The following is a 15,324-nucleotide window of genomic DNA, read 5'->3' on the forward strand; positions in this document are numbered from 1 at the left end:
GCGACTGCTGCTGGCTGCGGGACTGGGCTTGCGCTGCGTTATCACCCAGGTCCGTGGAGGATTGGTCCAGGGCACTGGCCGAGACCTGCAGCTGGCTGATCACCCCGCGCAGTTTGGTGGTGAAGGCATTGAAGTGCCTGGCCAACTCGGTCACTTCGTCCTGGCCGTGGGTGTCGAGGTTGCGGGTCAGGTCGCTTTCGCCGCTGGCGATGTTGGCCATGGCGTCCACGGCCTCCTGCAGCGGCCGCACAATGCTGCGGGCAATCAGCATCACCAGCAGGGCCATCAACGCCGCAATGCCCAGGCCCACCAGCGAGGCTTCTGCTACCTGGCTGCGGAACTCGAGCTGCATGTCGTCGATGTAGACGCCCGAACCGATCACCCAGCCCCAGGGTTCGAACAGTTTGACGTAGGAGGTTTTCTGCACCGGGGTACTGGCGCCAGGTTTGGGCCAGCGATAGTCGACCATCCCCGCGCCCTTGGCCTTGGCGATGGCCACCATCTCGTTGAACAGGGCAAAGCCGTCCGGGTCCTTGATCGCCGACAGGTTCTGGCCGTCCAGCTTGGGGTTGGTGGGGTGCATGACCATCACCGGGGTCAGGTCATTGATCCAGAAGTAGTCACTTTGCTCATAACGCAAGCCACGGATCACGCTCAGGGCCTGCTGCTGCGCTGCTTCGCGGGTCAGGGTGCCGGCGGTTTCCAACTGCCGGTAGTAGTCCAGCACGCCGCTGGCCGCTTCAACCACATGGCGGGTCTTTTCTGCCTTGGCCTGATACAGGTCGTCGTGAATCTGCTTGAGCATCAGCAAACCCAGGGCCAAGAGCATCAGCACAGCCACTACCAGGATGAGCCACAACCGCCGGCTGATCGACATACTGCGCAAGCTGTTCATAGTGCGTCACTCCAGGTTCTTATTCTTGTCATCAACCAGCGCCAGCATAAAGACATGCTTTTGCCACTACGCCAATGCGACTGAAGTCCTATGACGGCGCAGCGCCGAGCGGGCATGTCTGATAGGATTTCGGCCGCGCACGGTAAAACCTGAATCCGTGCTGATTTTTCACAGGATTTTTACCGGTTCCGGTAGATCCTGTACGCCTTGCCATTCAGCTACGCTGAGCGCAGTGAACACCAAAAAAACTAGATAACGTGGCATGCCTGGGGCATCGCTTCATGGGGGATTGATGGATCTTTGGACGGCCATACAGGCGTTGATTCTTGGGGTTGTAGAGGGGCTGACCGAGTTCTTGCCGATTTCCAGTACCGGGCACCAGATTATCGTGGCGGACTTGCTCGATTTTGGTGGCGAGCGGGCGATGGCATTCAACATCATCATCCAGCTCGGGGCGATTCTGGCGGTGGTCTGGGAGTTTCGCCGCAAGATCCTCGACGTGGTCATTGGCCTGCCGACCCAGCGCAATGCGCAACGCTTCACCGCTAACCTGCTGATTGCCTTCCTGCCGGCGGTGGTGCTGGGGGTGATTTTCGCCGACCTGATTCACCATTACCTGTTCAACCCGATCACCGTGGCCACGGCCCTGGTGGTGGGCGGGGTCGTGATGCTCTGGGCCGAGCGTCGCCAGCACAGCGTGCGCGCCGAGACGGTCGATGACATCACCTGGAAAGATGCACTGAAAATCGGCTTCACCCAGTGCCTGGCGATGATCCCGGGGACCTCGCGTTCCGGCTCGACCATTATCGGCGGCCTGCTGTTCGGCCTGTCGCGCAAGGCGGCTACCGAGTTCTCGTTCTTCCTGGCCATGCCGACCATGGTCGGCGCCGCGGTGTACTCGGGCTACAAGTACCGTGACCTGTTCCAGGCCTCGGACCTGCCGGTGTTCGCTGTGGGTTTTGTCACTGCGTTCATTTTCGCGATGATCGCGGTCAAGGGCCTGCTGAAATTTATCGCCAGCCATAGCTACGCAGCGTTTGCCTGGTACCGGATTGCCTTCGGTTTGTTGATCCTGGCGACCTGGCAGTTCGGCTGGATCGACTGGGCGGCGGCCAAGGCGTGAACGCTCACAGCAACGGCGGTGCCATCCAGCATCCGCGGCTCAAGGGCCTGATCTTCCTGGCCCTCTGCGCCTTGCCGCTGTTCGGTGCCAGCCTGCTGTGGCTGCGCGGTGGGTCGCCATTGGCGCTGGCAGCCTACGGCGTGGTCAGCGTCGTGGCGTTCCTGCTGTACTGGGCCGACAAGCGCAAGGCCCGCGCCGAGCAATGGCGTACCCCGGAAAACGTCCTGCATGCGGTGGAACTGGCGGGCGGTTGGCCGGGGGCCTTGCTTGCCCAGCAAGTGTTCCGCCACAAGACCCGCAAGGTGTCGTTCCAGGTTGTGTTCTGGATCATCGTGCTGGCGCACCAGGTGTTCTGGATCGACCAGTTGTTTCTCGGTGCCGGTTTTTTCCGCCTGTTTTAAAGGAGCAAACCGACCTGCAGCCGCTTGGGCAATTTGCTCACCACCAGTTGGTGGGAGCGTTGCAACAAGCCCTGCAGCTCTGCGGTTCCTAGCGGGTAGGGGAGCTGCATGATGATCCACTGGGCGCGCGCCAGATAGGGCGCCGGCCCTATCCCCGGGCGGTCGACGTGGCCCAGGAACAGCTCCTTGTCCACCTTGAACGCCAATGAGTCGCCCCGCAGGTTCTGCAGGGCGAACATCTTGTTGCCCGCGACCGAAAACACCCGCACGCCACCCCATTTGTAGTCTTCCCGGGCCCCGGGCAGGGTCAGGCAGAAATCGGCGACCTGTTGTTCGCTCATCACCTTGGCCTTCATAGCAGTCGGTCTCCACAGCTTTTGAATGATTCAGTCAGATGGTCGATCCAGGCCCGCACCGCCGGCAACACGCCGCGCCGATGGGGATAGACCGCCTGCAGCCAGCCACCGGGCAGCGACCATTGAGGCAGCAGTTGCACCAGCGTGCCGTCGGCCAGTTCCTGTTCGCAATACAGCATCGGCAAAATGGTGAAGCCCAGCCCGGCGAGGGTGCAGGCCTTGCGCACGACAAAGTCATCGATGCCCAGGCGCGCCTCCAGGCTCAAGTCGCAACTGTGCCCGTGCTCGTCGAGCATGCGCAAATGCACCAGGCGGTCGGCTTCCAGGGCACCGAGCACTGGCACATTCTTGAGGTCGTCTGGGTGGTTGATCTGGCGCTCGCGCAAGAACGCCGGGGTCGCGACGATCACCGTTTGCGCCTGGCGCAGGCGGCGGGTCACGAGGAAGGGGTCCTCGTCGCCCAGCTCGCGGACCCGCAAGGCCACATCTATGCCTTCGGTGACCAGGTCGACCCGGCGGTTGAGCAGTTGCATCTCCAGTTGCACCTGGGGGAAGCGCTCCAGAAATGTGCTGATCACGCTCGGCAGGAACTCATGGGCCAGGCCCACCGGGCACGACACCCGCAGGCGGCCACGCGGCTCGCTGGTCATGCTGGCCACGGCTTCGTCGGCCATCTCCGCTTCCAGCAACATGGCCTGGCAGTGGCGCAAGTAACGTTCACCCACTGCCGTCAGCTTCAGTTGTCGAGTCGTACGCTGCAGCAGGCGCGCGCCCAGGCGCTCTTCAAGCTCGGCGATGCGCCGCGACAGCCGCGACTTGGGAATCCCCAGCAACCGCCCGGCGGCGGCGAAACCGCCGGCTTCGACCACTTTGGCAAAATAGTAGAGGTCATTGAGATCTTGCATGGCGGGCTCGATTGTCCTATCAGTGGGACGAACTATCACATTGTTGCCGACTAATCGTCCATTGGATTCACCTGTAGGATTGTCTCAACTTGATCGCCCAGTGGCGATCCTCACTTGGAGATCCCACATGAAACTTCTGCATATCGATTCGAGCATTCTTGGCGACAACTCCGCTTCCCGTCAGTTGAGCCAGGGTGTGGTCCAGGCCTGGTTGGCCGCCGCCCCGGCCACCCAGGTGACCTACCGCGACCTGGCCAGCGATACCATCAGCCACTTTTCCGCCGCGACCCTGGTCGCCGCCGGCACCTCCGCCGAACTGCGCAACGCCGCGCAACAGCACGAGGCCGAGCTGAGCGCTTCGACCCTGGCCGAATTCCTTGCCGCCGACGCGGTGGTGATTGCCGCACCGATGTACAACTTCACCATCCCCACCCAGCTCAAGGCCTGGTTCGACCGTATCGCCGTCGCCGGCCAGACGTTCCGCTACACCGAGGCCGGCCCTGAAGGCCTGTGCGGCAACAAGAAAGTGGTGGTGGTGTCGACCGCCGGCGGCCTGCATGTCGGCCAGCCAACCGGTGTCGGCCATGAAGAGTACTTGAAGGTCATGCTCGGTTTCATGGGCATCACCGACATCGAGTTCGTCCGTGCCCACGGCCTGGCCTACGGCGATGACGTACGCAGCAAAGCCATGAGCGATGCCCAGGCACACATCAGTGAGCAGCTGTTCGCCGCGGCGTAAAGCTTGCGTCAACCACTGGACTGCGCGCTTTGATCGAGAGTAAAACGGTCAAGGCGCGCAGTTTTTTTGTGTCCGCTTAAAAAAGGGCTCGTGCAGCGTGACACTGGCCCGGGTTATGCAGCGTTGGTTTACCAGCAGCGTGCTGAGTACGATATTTCTACCAATCGGGTAACAAGGTGAGGCCTGCCATGTCGCGTCTGTGGGCGCTGTTACTGATTTGCCTGCTGGGCAGCCTGAATTCAGTGCACGCCGCACCTGGATTGACGCCACATTGGAGCGTCGGTTACCACTCCTTGAGCTTTCTCGACCCGCTGGACCTGCAACCCATGTCCGCCATCGCGTTTTATCCTTCGACGGGCATCGAGCACCCCAGCTTGCTGGAGGGTTATCAGATCCAGGCAACGCAGGATGCCCGGGTCGCCATCGGCCGTTTCCCGCTGCTGATGTTGTCCCACGGCAACACCGGCACCCCCCTGGCCCTGCACGACCTCGCCACGGCGCTGGCGCGCAAGGGGTTTGTGGTGGTGGCGGTGATTCACCCCGGCGACAACTCCAAGGACCACAGCCGCCTCGGCACCTTGAGCAACCTGTACGGGCGCCCGATCCAGATTTCCGAAGCCATCACTGCCACGCTGGCCGACCCGTTGCTGGCGCCGTTCGTCAATCCCGGGCAGGTCGGGGTCATCGGCTATTCGGCGGGCGGTGAAACCGCATTGATTCTGTCCGGGGCCACGCCCGACCTTGATCGCTTGCGCCGCTACTGCCTGGAGCGCCCAGAGGATCGCGACGCCTGCAACACCCAGGGCGAACTGATCGTCGACCGTGACGACCTGCAGCCGGTCGCCGATCCACGGGTCCACGCCTTGATGCTGATGGCGCCTTTGAGCCTGAAGTTCGGCCGGCACACCCTGGCAGGAGTGCATGTGCCGGTGCTGCTCTACAGCGGTGATGGCGACAAGCTGGTGGCTGTGGACAAGAACGCGGCGGCCCTGGCACGCAAGCTGCCGGTCGCGCCGGACTTCAAGCTGCTGGCCGGTGCCGGACACTTTGTGTTCATGGCGCCGTGTAGCGCCGAACAGCGGCTGGCCATGGCGGCCCTGTGCACCGATGCCGATGGCGTCGACCGCGAAGACATTCACCGCAACCTGATCAGCGAAGCGGCCGCATTTTTCTCCCGCACCCTGGGCAAACCCAGCCGGGCCGGGCTACAGACTGTCAGCGAGGAACATGGGTCCTGACGCCGTGGCTAGCCCTGCAGGCTCCTGCGCTTGAGCAGCAAGGTCAGGCCCAGGCCGCTGATCGACAACAGCGCTGCACCAAAGAAGATCCACGAATACCCCAGGTTCAACGCCACGGCCCCCATCAAGGGACCGGCGATCGCCAGCGCCAGATCGAAGAACACCGCGTACGCGCTCAAACCGGCACCGCGACTGCTGCTCGGCACCTGCTTGATGGCCTCAACGCCAAGGGCTGGATACACCAGCGACAGGCCAAACCCGGCCAGTCCGGCGCCAATCAGGGCCACGGTCGTCGAAGGGGCCAGCCACAGCAGCGCCAAGCCTAGCGTCTCGATGCTCATGCAGGCAATGGCCGAACGGTAGCCGCCGAAGCGGTTGATGCAGGAGATGAACAACAGCCGCGCGAGAATGAAACACAGGCCAAACACCGTCAGGCAGTAGGCCGCGCCGGTCCAGCCGCGACTGACATAAAACAGGGCGATGAAGGTGGTCAGGGTGCCGTAGCCGATCGAGGCCAGGCTCAGGCTGGCGCCAAAGGGCGCGATACGGCCGAACACCGACCAGAAGGGCAGGCGTTCGCCACGAATCACCGGCACCGAGGGTTTGTTGCGAATCAGCAGCAAGGCGGCCGCTGCCAGCACGGCCAGGGCAATTCCCAGGCTGGCGAAACCCCAAGCGTCGATCATCACCACCCCGAGTGGGGCGCCGATGGCAATCGCGCCATAGGAGGCAATGCCGTTCCAGGAAATCGAACGCGCCGTGTGTTCCGCGCCGACCTGGCCCATACACCAACTGATGGTGCCGACGCCGATCAAGCCCTGGGCGACCCCCAACAACAACCGGCCGCCGATCAGGATGCCCAGGCTTAGCAGTGGCAGACTCTGCAACAGGGTCGAGGCCAGGGTCAGCAGGCCGCTGAGCAGGATCCCCAGCAGTCCATAGACAATGGCGCGCTTGGTGCCGACGCTGTCGCACATGCGCCCGGCCATGGGCCGGCTGAGCAGGGTGGCCAGGTACTGCGAGCCAATGGTCAGCCCGGCCACCACCGCACTGAACCCCAGCTGATCGTGGACATAACCCGGCAGCACCGCAATTGGCAGGCCGATGCAGATAAAGGCAATAAAGGTGTAGAACACGATGGAGACGATCTGCAGGGTGATCGCCATGGAACTGACGGGGGGTGTTTGCTGCGCAGACATGGGAGCTCGTTCGCGGGCGGGCAGTACCCTGCATCATGGCGCGCGACTGAGATAAAAGAAAGCAGGCTAACGGTATAGGTGTGTGGGGTTGAGCTTGCTCGCGAAGGCGCTGTGTCAGGCACCTTCGATGTTGCCTATTCTGGCGCCATCGAGGGCCAACTGGCCGGCCGGTACGTTAAGATGGCCGTCAAATAAAAACCGGGTCGCCACGCTTTATGTCGGAAAAAGACACCATCTCCATTCACCTGGTGCGCGAAGCGCTGTTGCAAAGCTGTGAGCCGGGTGCCGCCAGTCACGAAGTGCTGCTCAAGGTCGGCATCGAGCCGCGGTTACTGGAGGAGGCTGACGCCCGGGTACCGGCCACCGCATACGCCCGGCTGTGGCGCCTGCTGGCTCGCCGCCGCGACGATGAATTCTTCGGGATGGACCCGCGCCAGCTGAAATCCGGCAGCCTGGCCTTTCTCTGCCAGTGCGCCATGGCCCAGCCGACGCTGGCAGCGGGACTGAACAGCGGCCTGGGCTTTCTGTCACTGATGCTCGAGCGCCTGCCGGCGCAACTGGTGCACCAGCAGAGCCTGGCGGAAATTGTCCTGCTCGAAGACGACCCGCAACCGCGCCGCGCCTTCACCTACTTCACCTACTGGATGATCGTCCATGGCGTGGCCTGCTGGCTGGCGGGGCGGCGGATTCCGATCCTGGCCATTGAACTGCGGTGCGCCGAGCCGCCGTTCTGCGACGACTACAAGGTGATGTTTTCCGAGAACCTGCGATTCGACCGGCCACGGACCCGGATGATCTTCGCGGCCGACTGCCTGGACCTGCCGCTCAAGCGCAGCGTGCAAGAGCTGCAGCGCTTCCTGGCCCATGCTCCGGCCAACATCCTGGTCAAGTACCGCGACCCCCAAAGCCTGGCCAGCCGCATCAAGCACGACTTGCGGCACCTGCCGGCGCACACCTGGCCGGAAACCGAAAGCCTGGCGCAACAGCTGTGCATGTCGGCCTCGACCCTGCGCAGGCGCCTGGCGGAGGAGGGACAGACCTACCAGGGCTTGAAAGACAGCGTGCGCAAGGAACTGGCGATCGTCTGGCTGGCCGAACCCGCCATCAGCTTCAGCGATATCGCCGCCCGCCTGGGGTTTGCCGATACCAGCTCGTTCTACAAGGCGTTTCGCAAGTGGTCGGGGTCCAACCCGGGGCACTACCGCAGCCTGATTCTCAGCGATGCCGATTGAGTCGGTTCTAGCGTGTCCTTATATGGCTATCGCGGTGGGGGGATTAGGTGGAGTACATATCCGGTTCTTTGGTAACGGCCTCCTATGGTTCCGCTTTTACAGCGGCTCACTTTTGAGAGCGCAAAAGTGAGCCGCTGTAAGAGCGGAACCCCTATCGGCCATTACCGCAAAAATGGATATGTACTCGGTCCAATCCAACTTCCTGGTCGGCCCACAGGCGCAACATCGCACCACAGTTGTGTAGATGCCTATGCCGGCCGCGATAGCGCCGTCAAGTCACACAGAACCGCCCCCTTGGCCAAAGCAGTCAAGCAACTTGAAGGCTTTGACCATTGTCCCGCGCCGCCTGCGGAGCGAGTATTTCGAGGATTTTGTAGGTTCCCCCAACCCAATAAAAACACCAAGGGATTCTGGCAATGCGCGATTACCTGTCTGCGACTTCACAGTTCAACTATCAGCACACGGTCGATGCGGCACTTCATGGTTCGCTGACGGCACTCAATGCCTGTGTCGAGTGCTGCGACCGGCATGCCTTACCCGGGCGCATTGCCTTGTTCTGGGAGGGGCGCGACGGCGCAAGCGCCACCTACACCTTCAGCGACTTGCAGGACAAGGCCGCGCGCTTTGCCAACTTCCTCAAGGCCCAGGGCGTGAAGCGGGGCGACAAGGTCGCCGGGCTGTTGCCGCGCAACGTCGAACTGCTGATCGTAGTGCTCGCTACCTGGCGCATCGGCGCGGTCTATCAGCCATTGTTCACCGCCTTCGGCCCCAAGGCCCTGGAACATCGCCTGGGCACTTCCGGCGCGGCCGTGGTGGTGACCGATGCGACGAACCGGCCCAAACTCAGCGAAGTGCCCGACTGCCCGACCATCGTCACGGTCACTGGCACCAAGGGCCAGGGCCTGGTCCGCGGCGACTTCAGTTTCTGGGCGGAACTGGCCAATCATTCCAATCAGTGCGAACCGGTGTTGCTCAGCGGTGAAGACCCGTTCCTGCTGATGTTCACCTCGGGCACCACCGGCCCGTCGAAAGCCTTGTACGTGCCGCTCAAGGCCCTTGTCGCCTTCCAGAGCTACACCCGCGACGCCGTGGACCTGCGCCCGGAAGATGCTTTCTGGAACGTCGCCGATCCCGGTTGGGCCTATGGCATCTACTTTGGTGTGGCCGGCCCGTTGGGCATGGGTCACCCGATCACGTTCTACGACGGCCCGTTTACCCTGGAAAGCACCTGCCGGGTGATCAACAAGTACGGGATCACCAACCTGACCGGCTCGCCGACCGCCTACCGCCTGCTGATTGCCGGCGGCGACGAATTCGCCCGTAGCATCAAAGGCAAGCTGCGCATTGTCAGCAGCGCCGGCGAACCGCTGAACCCGGAAGTGATCCGCTGGTTTGCCGACAACCTCGGCGTGGTGATCCACGACCATTATGGCCAGACCGAACTGGGCATGGTCCTGTGCAACCACCACGGCCTCGAACATCCGGTGCATGTCGGTGCCGCCGGTTTTGCTTCGCCGGGCCACCGCATCGTGGTGCTGGACGACAACTACAACGAATTGTCCGTTGGCCAGCCCGGGATCCTGGCGATCGATCGCAGCCAGTCGCCGATGTGCTGGTTCCCCGGCTACGACGGTGCGCCGACCAAGGCCTTTGTCGGCAACTACTACCTGAGCGGCGACACGGTGGAGCTGAACCCGGACGGCAGCATCAGCTTCGTCGGTCGCAGCGACGACGTGATCACCACCTCGGGTTACCGGGTCGGCCCGTTCGATGTCGAAAGCGCATTGATCGAGCACCCGGCGGTGATCGAGGCGGCGGTGGTCGGCAAACCCGACCCGGAGCGCACCGAACTGGTCAAGGCCTTCGTCGTGCTCGGTGGCCAGTACCTGGCTTCGCCGGCGCTGGCCGAGGAATTGCGCCAGCATGTGCGCAAGCGCCTGGCCGCGCATTCCTATCCCCGTGAAATCGAATTTGTCAGCGACTTGCCGAAAACCCCAAGCGGCAAATTGCAGCGCTTTATCTTGCGCAACCAGGAAATCGCCAAGGCTCAAGAGGCCGCGGTCAACAAGGCTTGAATCCAAGGAAACAACGATGCAGATCGAAAACAAGGTTTTTATCGTCACCGGCGGTGCGTCGGGACTGGGTGCGGCCACTGCTGAACTGTTGGTCGCCGCTGGCGCCAAGGTGATGCTGGTGGACATGAACGCCGCGGCAGTCGCAGCGCAGGCCGAGCGCCTCGGCGCCCACAGTGTGGTCGCCGACATCAGCAACGAAGAAGCTGCCCAGGCTGCGGTACAGGCCACGGTAGCGGCGTTCGGCGGGCTCAACGGCCTGGTCAACTGCGCCGGCATCGTGCGGGGCGAAAAGATCCTTGGCAAAAACGGTCCACACGCCCTGGGCAGTTTCAGCCAGGTGATCAACGTCAACCTGATCGGCAGCTTCAACATGCTGCGCCTGGCGGCCGAGGCGATTGCCCAGGCCAGCCCGGACGCGGACGGCGAGCGCGGTGTGATCATCAACACCGCCTCGGCGGCCGCCTTCGACGGCCAGATCGGCCAGGCCGCCTATGCTGCATCCAAGGGCGCGATCGCCAGCCTGACCTTGCCGGCGGCCCGTGAACTGGCGCGCTTCGGCATCCGTGTGATGACCATTGCCCCGGGCATCTTCGAAACTCCGATGATGGCCGGCATGACCCAGGAAGTGCGCGATTCGCTGGCCGCCGGCGTGCCATTCCCGCCACGCCTGGGCAAACCAGGCGAGTACGCAGCGCTGGTCAGGCATATCATTGAAAACAGCATGCTCAACGGTGAGGTGATCCGTCTCGACGGTGCCTTGCGCATGGCCGCTAAATAAGGAGTCATGAACATGACCACTCACAACGATCCGATTGTCATCGTCAGCGCCGTGCGCACCCCCATGGGCGGTTTCCAGGGTGATCTCAAGAGCCTGACGGCGCCCCAACTGGGCGCCGCCGCCATTCGTGCGGCGGTCGAGCGCGCGGGCCTGTCCAGCGACGCCGTGGAAGAAGTGCTGTTTGGCTGCGTACTGCCTGCCGGTCTCGGCCAGGCCCCGGCACGCCAGGCCGCATTGGGCGCGGGCCTGGACAAATCGACCCGCTGCACCACCCTGAACAAGATGTGCGGTTCGGGCATGGAGGCGGCGATTCTGGCCCACGACATGCTGCTGGCCGGCAGCGCCGAGGTGGTGGTGGCCGGTGGCATGGAAAGCATGTCCAACGCCCCGTACCTGCTGGACCGCGCCCGTAGCGGCTACCGCATGGGCCACGGCAGCGTGATCGACCACATGTTCCTCGACGGCCTGGAAGACGCCTACGACAAGGGGCGCCTGATGGGCACCTTTGCCGAGGATTGCGCCCAGGAACACGGCTTTAGCCGCGAGGCCCAGGACGCCTTTGCCATCGCCTCGACCACCCGCGCCCAGCAGGCGATCGAGGACGGCAGCTTCACGGCCGAAATCGTCCCGCTGCAGGTCATGGTCGGCAAAGAGCCAAAAACCATCACCAACGACGAACAACCGCCCAAAGCCAAACTGGACAAGATCGCCAGCCTCAAGCCGGCCTTCCGCGAAGGTGGCACGGTGACCGCTGCCAACTCCAGTTCGATTTCCGATGGTGCCGCGGCCTTGGTCCTGATGCGGCGCAGCGAGGCGCAAAAACGTGGGCTCAAGCCCCTGGCCGTGATTCATGGCCATGCCGCGTTTGCCGACACCCCGGGGTTGTTCCCGGTGGCTCCGGTGGGCGCGATCCAGAAGCTGATGAAAAAAACCGGCTGGTCGCTGGATGAGGTTGATCTGTTCGAAATCAACGAAGCCTTTGCGGTGGTCAGCCTGGTCACCATGACCAAGCTGGACATTCCCCACAGCAAGGTCAACGTGCATGGCGGAGCCTGCGCCCTGGGTCATCCAATCGGCGCTTCGGGCGCGCGGATCCTGGTCACGCTGCTCTCGGCCCTGCGCCAGAAAGGCCTGAAACGTGGAGTGGCGGCCATCTGCATCGGCGGCGGCGAAGCCACGGCCATGGCCGTTGAATGCCTGGATTAAGGATTCCCTATGCTGCCCAATGACGAACAACTACAGATCAGCGAAGCGGCCCGGCAGTTTGCCCAGGAACGCTTGAAACCGTTCGCCGCCGAGTGGGATCGTGAACACCGTTTCCCCAAGGAAGCCATTGCGCAAATGGCCGAGCTCGGGTTCTTCGGCATGCTGGTCCCCGAACAGTGGGGCGGCTGCGACACCGGTTACCTGGCGTACGCCATGGCCCTGGAGGAAATCGCCGCGGGCGATGGCTCCTGCTCGACCATCATGAGCGTGCACAACTCGGTAGGCTGTGTACCCATCCTCAAGTACGGCACCGATGAGCAGAAGGCGCGTTTCCTCACGCCACTGGCCAGCGGGGCGATGCTTGGCGCCTTTGCCTTGACCGAACCCCAGGCCGGCTCCGACGCCAGTGGCCTGAAAACCCGCGCCCGACTCAATGGCGACCACTATGTGCTCAACGGCTGCAAACAGTTCATTACCTCCGGGCAGAACGCCGGGGTGGTGATTGTGTTTGCGGTGACCGATCCGAGCGCCGGCAAGCGTGGGATCAGTGCCTTTATCGTGCCCACTGATTCGCCTGGCTATAAGGTTGCACGAGTCGAGGACAAGCTCGGCCAGCATGCTTCCGACACCTGTCAGATCCTGTTCGAGGACGTCAAGGTGCCCGTGGCCAATCGATTGGGGGAGGAGGGCGAGGGTTACCGCATTGCCCTGGCCAACCTGGAAGGCGGCCGGGTCGGGATCGCTTCGCAGTCTGTGGGCATGGCCCGTGCCGCGTTCGAGGCCGCCCGTGATTACGCCCGTGAGCGGGAAAGCTTCGGCAAACCGATCATCGAGCATCAGGCCGTGGCGTTCCGTCTGGCCGACATGGCCACGCAGATTGCCGTTGCCCGGCAGATGGTGCATTACGCCGCCGCCCTGCGTGACAGCGGCAAGGCAGCCCTGGTGGAAGCGTCGATGGCCAAGCTGTTTGCCTCGGAAATGGCCGAAAAGGTCTGTTCGTCCGCCTTGCAAACCCTCGGCGGTTACGGTTATCTGAGCGACTTCCCGCTGGAGCGTATCTACCGCGATGTGCGGGTGTGCCAGATCTACGAAGGCACCAGCGATATCCAGCGCATGGTCATTTCGCGCAATCTTTGAACAAGGAACCCTTGCATGAGTTACGAAACGATTTTGTTGGAAATCCAGGGCCGCGTGGGCCTGATCACCCTCAATCGCCCACAGGCATTGAACGCCCTCAACGCACAGATTGTCAGTGAGCTGAACCATGCGCTGGACGGCCTGGAAGCCGACCCGCAGATCGGCTGCATCGTCCTGACCGGCTCGAAGAAAGCCTTCGCCGCCGGTGCCGACATCAAGGAAATGGCTGAGCTGACCTACCCGCAGATTTACCTGGACGACCTGTTCAGCGACAGTGACCGCGTGGCTAACCGCCGCAAGCCGATCATCGCCGCCGTCAACGGTTTTGCCCTGGGTGGCGGTTGCGAGCTGGCCTTGATGTGCGACTTCATCCTGGCAGGCGACAACGCCAGATTCGGTCAGCCGGAAATCAACCTTGGCGTCCTGCCGGGCATGGGGGGCACCCAGCGCCTGACTCGCGCGGTGGGCAAGGCCAAGGCGATGGAAATGTGCCTCAGCGGTCGCCTGATCGATGCGGTGGAAGCCGAGCGTTGCGGCATCGTGGCGCGCATCGTGCCGTCGGATGAGCTGCTGGATGAAGCGCTGAAAGTCGCGACCCTGATCGCCAGCAAGTCGCTGCCGATTGCCATGATGACCAAGGAGAGCGTGAACCGCGCCTTCGAAGTCAGCCTGTCCGAAGGCGTGCGTTTTGAACGCCGGGTCTTCCACGCGGCCTTCGCCACCCAGGACCAGAAAGAAGGCATGGCGGCGTTTATCGCCAAGCGTGCGCCGGAGTTTGTCGGTCAGTAATCCTGGGTTTTGACGGTCACCATCGCGGGCAAGCCCGCTCCCACAAAGCATTAAAGAGCTTGTGGGAGCGGGCTTGCCCGCGATGGGTTCAGGGTTTTACAGCAGGTAGTTCTTCAATTCCCGCGCAATCACCATCCGCTGGATCTCACTGGAACCTTCGTAGATCTGGGTGATCCGCGCATCGCGGTAGTAGCGCTCCACTGGATAATCTTCCAGGTAACCATAACCACCGTGGATCTGGATGGCCGAGGAGCAGACCTTCTCGGCCATTTCCGAGGCAAACAGCTTGGCTTGCGAGGCTTCGGACAGGCAGGGTTTGCCGGCGCTGCGCAGGCGTGCGGCGTGGAGGATCAACAAGCGGGCGGCGTTCAGCCGGGTGTGCATGTCGGCCAGCAGGTTGGCGATGCTCTGGTGCTCGATGATCGGCTTGTCGAACTGCACCCGGTCGCGGGCGTAGGCCAGGGCTGCTTCAAAGGCTGCGCGGGCAATGCCCAGGGCCTGGGCAGCGATGCCGATGCGCCCACCTTCGAGGTTGGACAGCGCAATCGCCAGGCCCTTGCCACGTTCACCCAGCAGGTTGGCTTCGGGGATGACGCAGTTGTTGAGCGTCACCGCGCAGGTGTCGGACGCACGAATGCCCATCTTGTGCTCGCTGCGGTCGACGATGAAGCCCGGGTTGTCGGTGGGTACCAGGAACGCCGACAGGCCTTTCTTGCCCAGCTGCGGGTCAGTAACCGCAAACACGATCGCCAGCTTCGCCCGCTTGCCGTTGCTGACAAATTGCTTGGCGCCGTTGATCACCCACTGGCCATCGCGCAGTTCGGCGCGGGTGCGCAGGTTGTGCGCCTCGGAACCGGCCTGGGGTTCGGTCAGGCAGAAGCAGCCGATGGTCTGGCCGCTGGCCAGGTCCGCCAGCCAGGTCTGCTTTTGGGCCTCTGTACCGTAGTTCAACACCGGCCCGCAGCCCACCGAGTTGTGGATGCTCATCAAGGCCCCGGTCGCGCCGTCGCCGGCGGAAATCTCTTCCACTGCCAGGGCATAGGCAACGTAGTCGACATAGGTGCCGCCCCATTCCTCGGGCACCACCATGCCCAGCAGGCCCAGTTCGCCCATCTTCGCCACCAGGGCGTCGTCGATCCAGCCAGCCTTTTCCCACGCCTGGGCATGGGGTGCGATCTCGCCGCGGGCGAAGTCCCGGGCCATGTCGCGGATCATCACTTGTTCTTCGCTCAGTTCGATGTCGTGCATGAG

General features: G+C 62.9%; 14 protein-coding genes and 1 pseudogene. 10 read left to right on the forward strand and 5 right to left on the reverse strand.

What is annotated here, in order from left to right:
- Window positions 1–166 precede the first annotated feature (166 nt).
- Window positions 167–895: pseudogene (locus H7995_RS28795) on the reverse strand (cache domain-containing protein); the annotation flags it as partial.
- 292 nt (window positions 896–1,187) lie between these two features.
- On the opposite strand from H7995_RS28795, the gene H7995_RS02645 reads away from it, so the two are divergent.
- Both H7995_RS02645 and H7995_RS02650 read left to right on the forward strand, forming a co-directional pair.
- Window positions 1,188–2,018, forward strand: coding sequence for an undecaprenyl-diphosphate phosphatase (locus H7995_RS02645; protein WP_166589542.1), 831 nt, complete (start codon window positions 1,188–1,190; stop codon window positions 2,016–2,018).
- Window positions 2,015–2,419, forward strand: coding sequence for a DUF1294 domain-containing protein (locus tag H7995_RS02650; protein WP_232534530.1), 405 nt, complete (start codon window positions 2,015–2,017; stop codon window positions 2,417–2,419). The genes H7995_RS02645 and H7995_RS02650 overlap by 4 nt, the downstream gene beginning before the upstream one ends.
- Here the strand turns inward: H7995_RS02650 and H7995_RS02655 are convergent.
- Complete coding sequence (locus tag H7995_RS02655; RefSeq protein ID WP_166589655.1) at window positions 2,416–2,760, reverse strand: MmcQ/YjbR family DNA-binding protein; 345 nt, start codon at window positions 2,758–2,760, stop codon at window positions 2,416–2,418. The genes H7995_RS02650 and H7995_RS02655 overlap by 4 nt on opposite strands.
- A gap of 11 nt (window positions 2,761–2,771) precedes the next feature.
- Entirely contained in the window at window positions 2,772–3,680 is a 909-nt protein-coding gene (locus tag H7995_RS02660) for a LysR substrate-binding domain-containing protein (RefSeq protein ID WP_185817937.1), read from the reverse strand.
- Window positions 3,681–3,807: 127 nt separating this feature from the next.
- On the opposite strand from H7995_RS02660, the gene H7995_RS02665 reads away from it, so the two are divergent.
- Together H7995_RS02665 and H7995_RS02670 are read left to right on the forward strand one after the other, a co-directional pair.
- Window positions 3,808–4,419, forward strand: coding sequence for an FMN-dependent NADH-azoreductase (locus H7995_RS02665; RefSeq protein ID WP_185817938.1), 612 nt, complete (start codon window positions 3,808–3,810; stop codon window positions 4,417–4,419).
- A gap of 188 nt (window positions 4,420–4,607) precedes the next feature.
- The gene (locus tag H7995_RS02670) at window positions 4,608–5,657 is read left to right on the forward strand and encodes an alpha/beta hydrolase family protein (RefSeq protein ID WP_166589545.1); all 1,050 of its coding nucleotides are present in this window, start codon (window positions 4,608–4,610) and stop codon (window positions 5,655–5,657) included.
- 8 nt (window positions 5,658–5,665) lie between these two features.
- Here H7995_RS02670 and H7995_RS02675 read toward each other — a convergent pair whose 3' ends face one another.
- The gene (locus H7995_RS02675; RefSeq protein WP_166589546.1) at window positions 5,666–6,856 is read right to left on the reverse strand and encodes an MFS transporter; all 1,191 of its coding nucleotides are present in this window, start codon (window positions 6,854–6,856) and stop codon (window positions 5,666–5,668) included.
- Between the two features lie 215 nt (window positions 6,857–7,071).
- Here H7995_RS02675 and H7995_RS02680 point away from each other — a divergent pair, with 215 nt between their 5' ends.
- The 6 genes from H7995_RS02680 (at window position 7,072) to H7995_RS02705 (ending at window position 14,073) form a co-directional block, all read left to right on the forward strand.
- On the forward strand, window positions 7,072–8,088 hold the full coding sequence (locus H7995_RS02680; RefSeq protein WP_166589547.1) for an AraC family transcriptional regulator: 1,017 nt from the start codon (window positions 7,072–7,074) through the stop codon (window positions 8,086–8,088).
- Window positions 8,089–8,504: 416 nt separating this feature from the next.
- Entirely contained in the window at window positions 8,505–10,163 is a 1,659-nt protein-coding gene (locus H7995_RS02685; protein ID WP_182340434.1) for an AMP-binding protein, read from the forward strand.
- 16 nt (window positions 10,164–10,179) lie between these two features.
- Window positions 10,180–10,941 carry an SDR family NAD(P)-dependent oxidoreductase gene (locus H7995_RS02690; RefSeq protein WP_166589549.1) on the forward strand — a complete coding sequence of 254 codons (762 nt, stop codon included), beginning with the start codon at window positions 10,180–10,182 and terminating at the stop codon, window positions 10,939–10,941.
- 12 nt (window positions 10,942–10,953) lie between these two features.
- Window positions 10,954–12,147: an acetyl-CoA C-acyltransferase gene (locus H7995_RS02695; protein ID WP_166589550.1), complete on the forward strand. Its 1,194-nt coding sequence runs from the start codon at window positions 10,954–10,956 to the stop codon at window positions 12,145–12,147.
- Between the two features lie 9 nt (window positions 12,148–12,156).
- Complete coding sequence (locus tag H7995_RS02700; RefSeq protein ID WP_166589551.1) at window positions 12,157–13,284, forward strand: acyl-CoA dehydrogenase; 1,128 nt, start codon at window positions 12,157–12,159, stop codon at window positions 13,282–13,284.
- A 15-nt stretch (window positions 13,285–13,299) separates the two neighbouring features.
- Window positions 13,300–14,073 carry an enoyl-CoA hydratase gene (locus H7995_RS02705; RefSeq protein WP_166589552.1) on the forward strand — a complete coding sequence of 258 codons (774 nt, stop codon included), beginning with the start codon at window positions 13,300–13,302 and terminating at the stop codon, window positions 14,071–14,073.
- Between the two features lie 96 nt (window positions 14,074–14,169).
- On the opposite strand, the gene H7995_RS02710 is transcribed toward H7995_RS02705, so the two are convergent.
- Window positions 14,170–15,321 carry an acyl-CoA dehydrogenase family protein gene (locus H7995_RS02710; protein WP_095171480.1) on the reverse strand — a complete coding sequence of 384 codons (1,152 nt, stop codon included), beginning with the start codon at window positions 15,319–15,321 and terminating at the stop codon, window positions 14,170–14,172.
- Window positions 15,322–15,324: the final 3 nt, after the last annotated feature.

The sequence above is a fragment of the Pseudomonas kielensis genome (assembly GCF_014236655.1).
GTDB classification, from domain to species: Bacteria; Pseudomonadota; Gammaproteobacteria; order Pseudomonadales; family Pseudomonadaceae; genus Aquipseudomonas; species Aquipseudomonas kielensis.

What these genes read in the sequence shown, in the direction of transcription:
- H7995_RS02660 (WP_185817937.1), bottom strand. Translation starts at nt 3,680, where the DNA reads ATGCAAGATCTCAATGACCTCTACTATTTTGCCAAAGTGGTCGAAGCC.
- H7995_RS02685 (WP_182340434.1), top strand. Translation starts at nt 8,505, where the DNA reads ATGCGCGATTACCTGTCTGCGACTTCACAGTTCAACTATCAGCACACG.
- H7995_RS02705 (WP_166589552.1), top strand. Translation starts at nt 13,300, where the DNA reads ATGAGTTACGAAACGATTTTGTTGGAAATCCAGGGCCGCGTGGGCCTG.
- H7995_RS02670 (WP_166589545.1), top strand. Translation starts at nt 4,608, where the DNA reads ATGTCGCGTCTGTGGGCGCTGTTACTGATTTGCCTGCTGGGCAGCCTG.
- H7995_RS02655 (WP_166589655.1), bottom strand. Translation starts at nt 2,760, where the DNA reads ATGAGCGAACAACAGGTCGCCGATTTCTGCCTGACCCTGCCCGGGGCC.
- H7995_RS02710 (WP_095171480.1), bottom strand. Translation starts at nt 15,321, where the DNA reads ATGCACGACATCGAACTGAGCGAAGAACAAGTGATGATCCGCGACATG.
- H7995_RS02675 (WP_166589546.1), bottom strand. Translation starts at nt 6,856, where the DNA reads ATGTCTGCGCAGCAAACACCCCCCGTCAGTTCCATGGCGATCACCCTG.
- H7995_RS02700 (WP_166589551.1), top strand. Translation starts at nt 12,157, where the DNA reads ATGCTGCCCAATGACGAACAACTACAGATCAGCGAAGCGGCCCGGCAG.
- H7995_RS02690 (WP_166589549.1), top strand. Translation starts at nt 10,180, where the DNA reads ATGCAGATCGAAAACAAGGTTTTTATCGTCACCGGCGGTGCGTCGGGA.
- H7995_RS02695 (WP_166589550.1), top strand. Translation starts at nt 10,954, where the DNA reads ATGACCACTCACAACGATCCGATTGTCATCGTCAGCGCCGTGCGCACC.
- H7995_RS02665 (WP_185817938.1), top strand. Translation starts at nt 3,808, where the DNA reads ATGAAACTTCTGCATATCGATTCGAGCATTCTTGGCGACAACTCCGCT.
- H7995_RS02645 (WP_166589542.1), top strand. Translation starts at nt 1,188, where the DNA reads ATGGATCTTTGGACGGCCATACAGGCGTTGATTCTTGGGGTTGTAGAG.
- H7995_RS02680 (WP_166589547.1), top strand. Translation starts at nt 7,072, where the DNA reads ATGTCGGAAAAAGACACCATCTCCATTCACCTGGTGCGCGAAGCGCTG.